A 12,452-nucleotide genomic window follows, 5' to 3' on the forward strand; every position below is an offset into this window, starting at 1 on the left:
GCCTCCATGACCGCCACCGGAGCGAAGTTCTCCGAGGCGATCATCTCCAGGGTGGACTGCTGGCGGTGCAGCTCGGCGTCGACGGCGGCGGCGACCTCGGGGTCGAGATCGTGCAGGGACTGGTTGAACAGGGTCATCAGCGGTCTCCTGTGCGGATCCGGAGGAAGGAACGGGGACGGGACGCTCACGAGACGACGGCCCGAGACGACGCCCACGAGCGGGGCGCTCAGGACAGGGCGACCGCGGCGACGGGGACGAGCGTGCGGCGGAGCCGGTTGAAGAACTTCGGCTGGTTGAGGGAGAGCACGGCCACGGGGTCGCCCTCGTACCGGTACACGGCCGTGAAGGTGCGGCTGTCGATGTCGCCCTCGACGACCTCGGGCACGGCGCCCGGGGCGACGTACCCGGCGAGCTGGATGCGGGTGCGGTACTGGTCGGACCAGAAGTACGGGGCGGTGAGCGGGGCTGGCGCGGGCACGCCGGTCAGCAGGGTGCGGGCGGCGGTCTTCGCCTGCTCGGTGGCGTTGCTCCAGTGTTCGACGCGCGCGTGCCGTCCGGTGAACGGGTGGGGGCAGCGGGCCACGTCGCCGACGGCGACGACGTCGGGGACGGTGGTCGCGCAGCCCGGGTCGCACACCACGCCGTCGTCCACCAGCACTCCGGACCCGGCGAGCCAGTCGGTGTTGGGCCGGACGCCCACGCCGACCACGACGACGTCGGCGGGCAGCACCCGGCCGTCCGCCAGCCGTACCCCGGTGACCCGGTCCTCGCCGAGGAGTTCGGCGACGCCGGTGCCGCACAGCAGGTCGACGCCGTGATCGGTGTGCAGGGAGGAGCAGACCAGGCCCATCTCGCGGCCCAGTTGGCGCTCCAGCGGCACCTCGGCCGCCTCGACGACGGTGACGTGCAGCCCGAGCCGGTGGGCCGTGGAGGCCACCTCGGCGCCGATGAAGCCGGCGCCGATGACGACGAGCCGGGGCAGGCCGGTCAACAGCTCGGACCGCAGGGCGAGGGCGTCGTCCAGGGTGCGCAGGGTGTGGACGCCGGCCAGCCCGTCGGAGCCGGGGAGGCTGCGCGGGCTCGCTCCGGTGGCCACGACCACCCCGTGGGTGCGCACCTGCCGGCCCCCGGTCAGGGTGACGGTCCGGGTGGCGGGGTCGAGGCGCACCGCCCGTTCGCCGAGCAGCCACTGGACGTCCAGGGCGTCGTACTCGTCGTGGTCGCCGAGGGCGAGCGCGTCGGCGTCGACCTCGCCCTTGAGGAAGTCCTTGGACAGCGGCGGACGGTCGTAGGGAGCGTGACGCTCCTCCCCCACGACGACGATCTCGCCGTCGTACCCCTCTGCGCGCAGCGCGCGGACCGTGCTCAGGCCGGCCAGCGACGCTCCGACGACGGTGATGCTCCTCATGCGGGCTCCAGACGAGAGGATGTCTCACATAGCACAACGACGGGCGTTATGCGCAACATGGTTTCGGTGGAATTCGGGGGTGTCAAGGGGGCGGGACCGGCGGGTCAGTGCGCGGGCCCGACCTCGAGCTTGTTCTGGAGCCAGGTGTGGAACTCACCGATGTGGTGCTCGCTGGGCACCAGCACACCGCCCTTGGCGTACGCCTTCGAGCTCATCGCCGGCTGGGTGCGCTCGCAGGCGTCGAAGTCCTGCTGGTTGACCCGGTGGAAGAGCTCAACCGAACGCTCCACGTCCTTGCCGCTCTCGACGACGTGCGGCAGATACAGCCAGTCGCACTCCACGATCGTGCGGTCGGCCGCCATCGGGTACATGCGGTGGAAGATCACGTGGTCGGGGACGAGGTTGATGAACACCTGGGGCTTGACGGTGATCGCGTAGTAGCGGCGGTCCTGGTCCTCGGCCACGCCCGGGATGCGGTCCAGGCCCTCGGAACCGTCGACGGTGAACCCCTGGACCTCCTCACCGAACTCCGCGCCATGGCCCACGTAGTACTGGGCGGCGTACCCGTCCGCGAACTCCGGCAGCACCTCCGTCAGTTCGGGATGGATCGTGGCGCAGTGGTAGCACTCCATGAAGTTCTCGATGATCAGCTTCCAGTTCGCCTTCACGTCGTACGTGATCCGGCGGCCCACGGAGAGGTTGTCGATGTCGTAGCGCTCGATCGACTCGACGTCGCCCAGCCGCTCGACCACCGCGCCCAGCACGTCGGCCTCGAAGGACGGCGGCTCGTCGGCCAGGCACACCCACACATAGCCGAGCCACTCCCGCACATGGACGTTGACCAGGCCGTACTCGGTCCGGTCGATGTCCGGCATCGAGGTCAGGTTCGGCGCGGCGACCAGCTTGCCGTCCAGGCCGTACGTCCAGGCGTGGTAGGGGCACTGGAAGGCCCGCTTGACCTCGCCGGACTCCTCCAGACAGAGCTTGGCGCCGCGGTGCCGGCAGATGTTGAGGAAGGCCCTGATCGAGCCGTCCCGGGCGCGGGAGACGAGGACGCTCTCGCGTCCGACCTGGTAGGTGCGGAAGGCACCGGGCTTCGCCAGCTCGGAGGCGCGGGCCACACAGAACCACATGGCCTCGAAGACCCGCTCCTGCTCCTGGGCGAAGACTCCGGGGTCCGTGTAGTACTCGCCGGACAGCGTGGGGATCAGGCTGGGCGGCAGATTCGTGAGGGTCATCGAGTCACCTTCGGGAGAATCGGGAAGCGGTGGCGGGCGGTTCAGTGGCCGCGGGTGATCCAGTCGTCGAGGTGGGGCGCCTCGGCCCCGATCGTGGTGATGTCGCCGTGCCCGGTGTGGACGGTGGTGTCGGCGGGCAGCGTCAGCAGCCGGTCCCGGATGGAGGCGACGATGGTGCCGAAGTCCGAGAAGGAGCGGCCGGTGGCCCCGGGGCCGCCCTGGAAGAGGGTGTCGCCGGAGAACAGGGCGTTCAGCGCGGGGGCGTGGAGGCAGACCGCGCCGGGCGAGTGGCCGGGGGTGTGCAGCACCGTCAGCTCCACGCCGGCGACGCGCAGGGTGTCGCCCGCGGCCAGTTCACGGAAGGCGGGCGCCTCCTCGCCGTGCGCCATCTTCCACAGGACGGTGTCGGCGGGGTGGAGCAGGATGGGCGCGTCGTGGCGGGCGGCCAGGGCCGGGGCGGCGTTGACGTGGTCGTTGTGGGCGTGGGTGCACACGATGGCCACCAGGCGGCGGTCGCCGACGGCGGCCGCGATGACGTCCGCGTCGTGGGCGGCGTCGACGACGAGGACCTCCTCGTCGTCGCCGATCAGCCAGACGTTGTTGTCGACGTCCCAGGTGCCGCCGTCCAGGGCGAAGGTGCCGGAGGTGACGAGGCGCTCGACGCGGGCGGTCACAGGACCACCACCGAACGCAGGACGTCGCCGTGGTGCATCTTGGCGAACGCGGCCTCGACGTCGTCCAGGCCGATGGTCTCGGTGACGAACTCGCCCAGGTCGAAGCGGCCCTGGAGGTAGAGGTCGATCAGGGCGGGGAAGTCGCGGGAGGGCAGGCAGTCGCCGTACCAGGAGGACTTCAGGGCGCCGCCGCGGCCGAAGACGTCGAGGAGGGGCAGTTCGAGCTTCAGCTCGGGCGTGGGGACGCCCACCAGCACGGCGGTGCCGGCCAGGTCGCGGGCGTAGAAGGCCTGCTTGAAGGTCTCGGGGCGGCCGACGGCGTCCACGACCACGTCGGCGCCGAAGCCGCCGGTGAGTTCGCGGATCGCCTCGACGGCGTCGGTCCTCGAGGAGTCGACGGTGTCGGTGGCGCCGAACTGCTCGGCCCACTTCAGCTTCCGCTCGTCGACGTCGACGGCGATGATGCGGCCCGCGCCGGCGACCTTGGCGCCCGCGATCGCGGCCATGCCCACGCCGCCGCAGCCGATCACCGCGATGGAGTCACCGCGTCCCACGCCCCCGGTGTTGACCGCGGCGCCGAACCCGGCCATCACACCGCAGCCGAGGAGCCCGGCGGCGGCCGGCGAGGCCAGGGAGTCCACCTTGGTGCACTGTCCGGCGGCGACCAGGGTCTTCTCGGCGAAGGCACCGATGCCGAGGGCCGGGGAGAGCGGGGTGCCGTCAGCCAGGGTCATGGGCTGGACGGCGTTGTGCGTGGCGAAGCAGTACCAGGGCCTGCCTCGGCGACAGGCACGGCAGGTGCCGCAGACGGCGCGCCAGTTGAGAATGACGAAGTCGCCGGGGGCGACGTCGGTGACTCCCTCGCCGACCGACTCCACCACGCCCGCCGCCTCGTGGCCGAGCAGGAAGGGGAACTCGTCGTTGATCCCGCCCTCCCGGTAGTGCAGGTCGGTGTGGCAGACACCGCAGGCCTGCACCCGCACCAGCGCCTCACCGGGGCCGGGGTCCGGCACCAGGACGGTCTCCACCGAGACCGGGGCACCCTTCTTGCGGGCGACGACGGCGCGTACCTCGTGTGTCACGGTCGATCTCCTCGTCGAGGAAGGAAGGGGAGGGGAGAGGAAGGAGGGGGACTTCACCGGGCCCGGACGGAGACCGTGGCCGAGCCGATCGTACGTTTCATATAGCGCAACTATGTTCGCTATGAGCAACGACGACCAAACTGTCTCCTCGCGGACACCCACTGTCAAGAGGTTGGCCGCGCCGACTTGTCCGCACCGCCCGGCACTCCCCTTCCCTGGACGGGAGGGCCCGTGCGAACATGGGGACGACTGCTTATAGTTTCGCCATGAGCAACTACGCGGCAGAGGGCGCAACAACGGGTCCCGCGGTGAACGGAGTGCAGTCCGTCGACCGTGCCGTCAGCGTGCTGGAGATCCTCGCCCAGCGCGGCGAGGCCGGTGTCAGCGAGGTCGCCGCCGAGATCGACGTCCACAAGTCGACCGCCTTCCGGCTCCTCGGGGCGCTGGAGGCACGCGGACTGGTCGAGCAGACGGCCGAGCGCGGCAAGTACCGGCTCGGCTTCGGCATCGTGCGGCTCGCCGGTGCCGTCACCGGCCGGCTCGACATCACGCAGCAGGGCCGGCAGGTCTGCGAGCGGCTCAGCGAGGAGATCGGCGAGACCGTCAACATCGCCGTGCTCCAGGAGCACTACGCGGTCAACCTCCACCAGGTGCGCGGCCCGGGCGCGGTCGGCACCCACAACTGGGTCGGCCAGCTCACCCCCGTGCACGCCACGTCCAGCGGCAAGATCCTGCTGGCCCACCTCCCGGAGCGGGAGCGGGCCGAGGTGCTGGAGGCGTCCGGGCTGCGCAGGCTGACGCCGCACACGCTGACGGCCAGGGCGAAGCTGGAGAAGGCCCTCACCGAGGCGCGCGAACTCGGCTACGCGGTCACGCTGGAGGAACTGGAGATCGGACTGCACGCCATGGCGGCGCCGATCCGCTCCCGCGAGGGCGAGGTCATCGCCGCGCTCAGCGCCTCCGGCCCGGCCTACCGCTTCACGGAGGAACGCATCCGCGAGCTCGTGCCCGTACTGACGCGGGGCGCCGAGGAGATCAGCCGCAGGATGGGCCATCCGGGCTGACCGCCCGCACGGCGCTCACCCCAGCGGCGACCGCGCCGCCACCGCCGTCTCGGCGCCCCAACGGGCCGTCACCCGAACCGCGTCCAGCGTCGAGGCGACGTCGTGCACCCGCAGGCACCAGGCGCCCTGCGCGGCGGCGAGCACGGACACGGCGGCGGTCGCGGCGTCGCGCTCCCGCGCCGGACGCGGCTGCCCCGTCGTCGGGTCGGCCAACAGCCTCCCCAGGAACGCCTTGCGGGACGCGCCCACCAGGACGGGACGGCCCAGCGCGCGGACCTCCCCGAGCCGGCCCAGCAACTCCCAGTTGTGCTGGGCCTCCTTGGCGAAGCCCAGGCCGGGGTCGACGATCAGCGCACCCGGCGGGACACCCGCCTCCAGGGCCGCGTCGATCCTCAGCCGCAGCTCGTGGAGCACCTCGCCGACGGCATCGCCGTAGACGGCGTTCGCCTGCATGCCGGCCGAGTGTCCCCGCCAGTGCATCAGCACGTACGGCACCCCCGCCCGGGCCATCAGGGGCAGCATCGCGGGGTCGGCGAGGCCCCCCGACACGTCGTTGACCAGCCGCGCGCCCGCGTCCAGCGCACGGGCGGCGACCTCGGCCCGCATGGTGTCGACGCTCACGACCGCGCCCGCCGCCGTGAGGTCACGGACGACGGGCAGCACCCGCCGCAGCTCCTCCTCGACGGGTGGACGCAGCGCGCCGGGACGGGTCGACTCGCCGCCGACGTCCACGATGTCCGCGCCCTGCTCCAGCAGGGCGCGGCCATGTGCCACGGCCGCGTCGGCGGCGAACGACAGCCCGCCGTCGGAGAACGAGTCCGGCGTGACGTTCACGACTCCCATCACCAGCGTGCGTCCGGGCCTCGGCAGTCCGGGCGGGTGCAGGTCCGGCGTGCCCGGGTGCGACGAGGTGATGGGAGCGTGGGCCGTGACGGTCACCGGTGTCCGACTTTCGACGCGCTGACAGGGACTGGCATGTCTCAGACGTACTCCGTCGCCGCGTCGAGCAGCCAGTCGGCCAGATAGCCGGCGAACGACGAACGGACCAGGACCCAGAAGCCGGCGCTGGGCTCCTCGCGCGCGACCAGGACGACCTGGGCGCGGGCCAGGGTGGTCTGGGCGCACCGCCCGGGACCGAAGGCCCTCGGGTGCAGGTCCAGCGCGCAGCCGTGGGCCAGCAGATCGCGGGCGGCGGCACCCGCGACGAGGACCGTGGTGCGCTGCGCGGAGACGTCGGTGACGGAGATGTGCTCCTCTCCGGCGGCCTCCCGGATCCGGCTCTCCAGCTCGCGCCCGCCGCCCGGCGGCCCCACGAGCAGCCACTCGTCGGGCCCGAGCCACAGCGCGGTCAACTCCCCCGCACGGGCGACGGTGTCGGCCTCCAGCGGCAGCTGGAGGCCGAGGGCGAGGCCGACGGCGTCGGCCGCCGCGCCCTTGGCGTCGAGGCGTAGGTCGAGCTGGGTGAGGAAGGGCAGTTCGGCCAGCCGGAGCGTGCCGCCGGAGGCACGGGTGGCGGCGGCCAGCCGGTCGGCGGCCCCGGCGAGCGGGCTGCGGGGCCGGGAGGTCAGGGCGGTGTCAGCCATCGCGGCGGGCTCCCTCGGGGTCGTAGAGGACGGGGCTCGCGACGGTCACGGGGACCAGTCGGTCGCCCACGGGGGCGTACAGCCGCTCGCCGATGCGGTCCCGGCCGCCCTTGACCAGGGCGAGCGCGAAGGTCCGGCCGAGGGCGGCACTGCGGTAGCTGGAGGTGACGTGACCGAGCATCGGGACGGGCGGGGCCGGCAGCACGCTGTCGGCGACCAGGTGGGTGCCCTCGGGGAGGAAGTCGCCCGGGTCCTCGGGCAGCAGACCGACCAGGTGCTTGCGGTCGGGCCGGACGGTGTCGGGGCGGCTGTAGGACCGCTTGCCGACGAAGTCCGACTTCTTCTTGGAGACCACCCAGCTCATCCCGAGGTCCTGCGGGGTGACGGTGCCGTCGGTGTCCTGCCCGATGATCGGGTAGCCCTTCTCGGCGCGCAGGACGTGCATGGTCTCGGTGCCGTACGGGGTGATGCCGTAGGGGGCGCCGGCCTCGTACAGCGCCTCCCAGAGGGTCAGGGCCTCCCACGGCGAGACGTTGATCTCGTAGGCGAGTTCACCGGAGAAGCTGATCCGGCAGACCCGGGCCTCGATGCCCGCGACGGTGGTCTCGCGCCAGGCCATGAACGGGAAGTCCTCGTTGGCGACGGCGAGTCCGGGTGCGAGGGAGCCGATGACCTCACGGGACCTCGGGCCGACCAGGGCGACCGTGGCCCACTGTTCGGTCACGGAGGTGCAGTGGACCTTCAGCTCGGGCCACTCCGTCTGGAGCCACTCCTCCATCCAGTCGAGCACGGTGGCGGCGTTGCCGGTCGTCGTGGTGACCAGGAAGCGGTCCCGGTCGACCCGGATGACCGTGCCGTCGTCGAAGACCATGCCGTCCGGGCGGCACATGACGCCGTAGCGGATCATGCCGACCTTCAGGGTGCTCATCATGTTGGTGTAGAGCAGGTCGAGGAAGACACCGGCGTCCGGGCCCTGGACGTCGATCTTGCCGAGGGTGGAGGCGTCCATGAAGCCCACGCCCTCACGGGTGGCGGCGCACTCGCGCAGCACCGCGGCCTCCATGTCCTCGCCGTCCCGCGGGTAGTACCAGGGACGCTTCCACTGGCCGACGTTCTCGAAGAGCGCGCCGTGCCCGACGTGCCAGTCGTGCAGGGCGGTCGTCCGCACCGGGTCGCTGAGCACGCCCCGGTCGCGGCCCGCGAGGGCGGCGAAGGAGACCGGTGTGTACGGCGGGCGGAAGGTGGTCGTACCGAGGGAGGAGACGTCCACGCCGAGGAGTTCGGCGACGACACCACTGGCCAGCACCCCGGAGGTCTTGCCCTGGTCGTTGGCGGTGCCGGCGGTGGTGTACCGCTTGGTGTGCTCCACCGAGCGCAGACCGGCGCCGGTCGCGCGGGCCAGATCGGCCACCGTGACGTCGCGCTGGAGGTCGACGAACCGGGGGGCGTCCGAGTCGCCCGGGACGACGTACACGTGCATCGGCGGTGTGCCGACGGGCTGCGGGGCGACCGCGGGGAGGCGGGGCGCCTCGGCCGTGTACCCCTCGGCCTCGATCGCGCGGGCACCGGCGGCCGCGCCCTGGGCGAGGACGCCGGCGGTGTCGAAGAGACCGCTCGCGCCGCCCACGACCTCGACCGCCTGACGGCAGGTGTCGGGCACGAAGGAGCCCAGCGCGTCGTCGTGGCGGAGCTTGCCGCCGGCCTGGCTGAACAGGTGTGCCACCGGGTTCCAGCCGCCGGAGACCAGCAGCAGGTCGGCGGCGAACTCCCGCCGCCCAGCGGACTCGCCGTACGGCGCGACGCCGACGACCGAGAGGCGGGGCTCGCCCTCGGTGCCGGTGACGGCGTGTCCGGCCAGGACCTCGATGCCGGCGGCCGTGGCACGCTCGGCCCACTGCCCCGGTTCGGGGCGGGTGTCGACGATCGCCGCGATGTCCACGCCCGCCGAGGCGAGGTCCAGGGCCGCCGCGTAGGCGCTGTCGTTGGTGGTGAGGACGACCGCGCGGCGGCCGGGCAGGGCGCCGTGGCGGTTGACGTGGGTGCGGGCCGAGGAGGCCAGCATCACGCCGGGGCGGTCGTTGTCCGCGAAGGCCAGGGAGCGTTCGTGGGCGCCGGTCGCGAGGACGACGCGGCGGGCGCGGATGCGCCAGACGCGTTCCCTGGAGACGTTGTCGGGGGCCGCGCCGCCGAGATGGTTGGTGCGGCGCTCGACGGCGAGGAGGTGGTTGTCGTCGTAGTAGCCGAAGACGGTGGTGCGGCGCAGGACGCGGACCTCGGGGGCGGCGTCGAGCAGGCCGGCGGTCTCCCCCACCCAGTCGAGGTGTTCGGCGGTGCCGAGGAGGCTGCCGCCGGGTTCCGGCTGGTCGTCGGCGAGGATGACGCGGGCGCCGCTGTTCGCCGCCGCGGCGGCCGCCGCGAGGCCGGCCGGGCCCGCGCCCACGACCAGCAGGTCGCAGTGGGCGTGCACGGCGTCGTAGCGGGCGGGGTCGGGCTCGGTGGCGAGGCGGCCCTGGCCGGGGAGGCTGGTCGCGACCAGGCCGTCGTACAGCTCGACGGTCGTCGCGGGGAGCATCGGCTCGGGGAAGGGTTCCTCGATCTGGATGATCGCGTTGGGTTCTTCGACGCCGGCGGAGAAGATGCCCCGGGGGCGGCCGAGTTTGATGCTGGTGCCGGCCTCGACGACGCCGTTGGCGAGGAGGGCGGAGGCGAGGGTGTCGCCTCGGTGGCCCTGGTACTCGATGCCGTCGAAGGTGAAGGTGAGGGGGGTGTCGCGGTCGATGCGGCCTCGGGTGGGGTGGCGGAACGGCTGGGTCGTCTCGCCCCCGCTGCCCCTACCCGTCCCGTCCCTGGGGGCTGTGCCCCCAGATGCCCCTTCGGCCTGATCGGCCTCGTCCTCGGACGCCGGACGGGCTGGTGATGCCGGACGCGGCTGGGACGTGGCCGGCCTCGGTTCCGGGGTCGGCGGGCGCTCCTCGCCCGCGCGGTACACCGACAGGATCTCGTTCGTGGAGGTGTCGCGGACCGCGTTGAACCAGCGGCGGCAGCCCGCCGCGTGGCTCCAGCGTTCGGCGAAGGGGCCCTTGGTGTTGTCGCGGAAGAAGAGGTAGCGGGCCCACTCCTCGTCCGTCAGGGCGGCAGGGGTCTCGGGGTAGGCCACGTGGGCCTGGCCGCCGTAGTGGAACTCGGCCTCGTCGCGGGGCCCGCACCACGGGCAGGTGATGAGCAGCATGGTTGGGCTCCCTAGTGGGCCACCGCGGCCGCGCCGTGCTCGTCGACGAGCGCGCCGGTGGTGAAACGGTCGAGCGAGAAGGGGGCGTTGAGGGCGTGCGGGGTGTCATGGGCGATGGTGTGGGCGTAGACCCACCCGACGCCCGGCGTGGCCTTGAAGCCGCCCGTGCCCCAGCCGCAGTTGAGATAGAGGTTGTCGACGGGGCTGAGTCCGACGATCGGCGAGGCGTCGGGACTGACGTCGACGATGCCGCCCCAGGTGCGCAGGACGTGCGCGCGGGCGAAGACCGGGAAGAGCTCCAGGGCCGCGGCCATCTGCTCCTCGATGATGTGGAAGGCGCCGCGCTGGGTGTACGAGTTGTACGCGTCGATGCCCGCGCCCATCACCAGCTCGCCCTTGTGCGCCTGGCTGACGTACACATGGACGGCGTTGGACATCACGACCGTGGGGTGCACGGGCTCCAGGAGTTCGGAGACCAGGGCCTGCAACGGGTGGCTCTGGACCGGGAGTCGGATGCCCGCCATGGCGGCGAGGACCGAGGTGTGGCCCGCCGAGCAGAGCGCGACCTTGCCGGCCGCGATACGGCCCCGGGTCGTACGGACGCCGACGACGCGGTTGTCGATCACGTCGAGGCCGGTGACCTCGCAGTTCTGGATGATGTCGATGCCGGCCGCGTCGGCGGAGCGGGCCAGGCCCCAGGCCACGTGGTCGTGCTTGGCGATGCCCGCGCGCGGCTGGTAGGTGGCGCCCAGGACCGGGTAGCGCACGTCCTGGGAGATGTTGACGATGGGGCAGACGTCCTTGACTCCGTCGGCGTCGAGCCACTCCGCGTCCACGCCGTTGAGGCGGTTGGCCTCCACGCGGCGCACGCTGTCGCGGACGTCCTGGAGGCTGTGCGCGAGGTTCAGCACACCGCGCTGGGAGAAGAGGATCGGGTAGTCGAGCTCCTCCTCCAGGCCCTCCCAGAGCTTGAGGGCGTGCTCGTAGATGCCGGCGCTCTCGTCCCACAGGTAGTTCGAGCGGATGATCGTGGTGTTGCGGGCCATGTTGCCGCCGCCGAGCCAGCCCTTCTCCAGCACGGCGACATTGGTGATGCCGTGGTTCCTGGCCAGGTAGTGGGCGGTGGCCAGGCCGTGTCCGCCGCCGCCGACGATCACCACGTCGTACGACTTCTTCGGCTCGGGGTCGCGCCACAGCCAGTCGGGGTGCTCGGGGAGGTCGGCGCCGGGGGTGCGGGGGCTCATCGGACGTCTCCGTCTTCTGAAAGGTGCGGATGCTGCGGGTACGGGGGGACGTGCGCGTTCATACGGCGGTGGCGTTCCTCTCGGCGGCCTCGACGACGTTGGCCAGCAACATCGCGCGGGTCATGGGGCCCACTCCGCCGGGCATCGGCGCGATCCAGCCGGCGACCTGGGCGGCGTCCGGGTGGATGTCGCCGACCAGGCCCTGGTCGGTGCGGGTGATGCCGACGTCCAGGACGGCCGCGCCGGAGCGCAGCATGTCCTTGGTGATCAGCCCGGGTGAGCCGGCCGCCGCGATGACGATGTCCGCCTCGCGGGTGTGCCAGGCCAGGCCCTTGGTGCCGGTGTGGCACAGGGTGACGGTGGCGTTCTCGGAGCGGCGGGTGAGCAGCAGGCCGATGGGCCGGCCGACGGTGATGCCCCGGCCGACCACACAGACCCGGGCGCCGGCGAGCGGCACGTCGTGGCGGCGCAGGAGTTCGACGATGCCGCGCGGGGTGCAGGGCAGCGGGGCGTCGACGCCGAGGGTGAGCCGGCCGAGGTTGACGGGGTGCAGTCCGTCGGCGTCCTTGGCCGGGTCCATGCGTTCCAGGACGGCGTTGGCGTCGAGGTGGCGCGGCAGCGGGAGCTGGACGATGTAGCCGGTGCAGGCGGGGTCGGCGTTCAGTTCGTCGATGACGTCCTCGACCTGCTGCTGGGTGGCGTCGGCGGGCAGGTCGCGGCGGATGGAGGCGATGCCGACCTGGGCGCAGTCGCGGTGCTTGCCGGCGACGTAGGCGTGGCTGCCGGGGTCCTCGCCGACGAGGACGGTGCCGAGGCCGGGCGGGCGGCCGCCGGTGGCGGTCAACTTGGCCACGCGCTCCGTGAGTTCGCGGCGGATGTCGGCGGCGGTCGCCTTGCCGTCGAGCAACTGTGCGTTCACCGGCGGTGTTC

At 72.5% G+C, this 12,452-nt stretch carries 10 protein-coding genes and 1 pseudogene; 1 reads left to right on the forward strand and 10 read right to left on the reverse strand.

Going from position 1 to position 12,452, the window contains the following annotated elements; all coding sequences use genetic code 11:
* From ACZ52C_RS34195 to ACZ52C_RS34215, 5 genes and pseudogenes are all read right to left on the reverse strand, one after another.
* A pseudogene (locus ACZ52C_RS34195) lies at positions 1–137 on the reverse strand (serine hydroxymethyltransferase); the annotation flags it as partial.
* 89 nt (positions 138–226) lie between these two features.
* Positions 227–1,408 (reverse strand): NAD(P)/FAD-dependent oxidoreductase, encoded by a 1,182-nt coding sequence (locus ACZ52C_RS34200; RefSeq protein ID WP_469078432.1) that lies wholly within the window; start codon positions 1,406–1,408, stop codon positions 227–229.
* A gap of 104 nt (positions 1,409–1,512) precedes the next feature.
* Positions 1,513–2,646, reverse strand: a complete 1,134-nt coding sequence (locus ACZ52C_RS34205) for an aromatic ring-hydroxylating oxygenase subunit alpha (protein ID WP_469078433.1) — start codon at positions 2,644–2,646, stop codon at positions 1,513–1,515.
* Between the two features lie 41 nt (positions 2,647–2,687).
* A complete protein-coding gene (locus ACZ52C_RS34210; protein WP_469078434.1) occupies positions 2,688–3,320 on the reverse strand; it encodes an MBL fold metallo-hydrolase in 633 nt (210 codons plus the stop codon).
* Entirely contained in the window at positions 3,317–4,402 is a 1,086-nt protein-coding gene (locus ACZ52C_RS34215) for an S-(hydroxymethyl)mycothiol dehydrogenase (RefSeq protein ID WP_086804274.1), read from the reverse strand. Before ACZ52C_RS34215 ends, ACZ52C_RS34210 begins: the two co-directional genes overlap by 4 nt.
* A 266-nt stretch (positions 4,403–4,668) precedes the next feature.
* Here ACZ52C_RS34215 and ACZ52C_RS34220 point away from each other — a divergent pair, with 266 nt between their 5' ends.
* On the forward strand, positions 4,669–5,466 hold the full coding sequence (locus ACZ52C_RS34220; RefSeq protein WP_469078435.1) for an IclR family transcriptional regulator: 798 nt from the start codon (positions 4,669–4,671) through the stop codon (positions 5,464–5,466).
* 15 nt (positions 5,467–5,481) lie between these two features.
* Here the strand turns inward: ACZ52C_RS34220 and folP are convergent, their stop codons facing one another.
* The 5 genes from folP to ACZ52C_RS34245 form a co-directional block, all read right to left on the reverse strand.
* Positions 5,482–6,309, reverse strand: a complete 828-nt coding sequence (folP, locus tag ACZ52C_RS34225; RefSeq protein ID WP_469078574.1) for a dihydropteroate synthase — start codon at positions 6,307–6,309, stop codon at positions 5,482–5,484.
* Positions 6,310–6,446: 137 nt separating this feature from the next.
* Positions 6,447–7,049: a sarcosine oxidase subunit gamma gene (locus ACZ52C_RS34230; RefSeq protein ID WP_469078436.1), complete on the reverse strand. Its 603-nt coding sequence runs from the start codon at positions 7,047–7,049 to the stop codon at positions 6,447–6,449.
* A complete protein-coding gene (locus ACZ52C_RS34235; RefSeq protein WP_469078437.1) occupies positions 7,042–10,278 on the reverse strand; it encodes a sarcosine oxidase subunit delta family protein in 3,237 nt (1,078 codons plus the stop codon). Before ACZ52C_RS34235 ends, ACZ52C_RS34230 begins: the two co-directional genes overlap by 8 nt.
* Before the next feature lie 11 nt (positions 10,279–10,289).
* A complete protein-coding gene (locus ACZ52C_RS34240; protein WP_086802481.1) occupies positions 10,290–11,522 on the reverse strand; it encodes a sarcosine oxidase subunit beta family protein in 1,233 nt (410 codons plus the stop codon).
* Between the two features lie 58 nt (positions 11,523–11,580).
* The gene (locus ACZ52C_RS34245; protein WP_319236484.1) at positions 11,581–12,441 is read right to left on the reverse strand and encodes a bifunctional methylenetetrahydrofolate dehydrogenase/methenyltetrahydrofolate cyclohydrolase; all 861 of its coding nucleotides are present in this window, start codon (positions 12,439–12,441) and stop codon (positions 11,581–11,583) included.
* Between the last annotated feature and the right edge of the window lie 11 nt (positions 12,442–12,452).

The organism is Streptomyces sp. NPDC034049 (assembly GCF_055575575.1).

What these genes read in the sequence shown, in the direction of transcription:
- ACZ52C_RS34200 (WP_469078432.1), bottom strand. Translation starts at nt 1,408, where the DNA reads ATGAGGAGCATCACCGTCGTCGGAGCGTCGCTGGCCGGCCTGAGCACG.
- ACZ52C_RS34205 (WP_469078433.1), bottom strand. Translation starts at nt 2,646, where the DNA reads ATGACCCTCACGAATCTGCCGCCCAGCCTGATCCCCACGCTGTCCGGC.
- ACZ52C_RS34220 (WP_469078435.1), top strand. Translation starts at nt 4,669, where the DNA reads ATGAGCAACTACGCGGCAGAGGGCGCAACAACGGGTCCCGCGGTGAAC.
- folP (WP_469078574.1), bottom strand. Translation starts at nt 6,309, where the DNA reads ATGGGAGTCGTGAACGTCACGCCGGACTCGTTCTCCGACGGCGGGCTG.
- ACZ52C_RS34230 (WP_469078436.1), bottom strand. Translation starts at nt 7,049, where the DNA reads ATGGCTGACACCGCCCTGACCTCCCGGCCCCGCAGCCCGCTCGCCGGG.
- ACZ52C_RS34235 (WP_469078437.1), bottom strand. Translation starts at nt 10,278, where the DNA reads ATGCTGCTCATCACCTGCCCGTGGTGCGGGCCCCGCGACGAGGCCGAG.
- ACZ52C_RS34240 (WP_086802481.1), bottom strand. Translation starts at nt 11,522, where the DNA reads ATGAGCCCCCGCACCCCCGGCGCCGACCTCCCCGAGCACCCCGACTGG.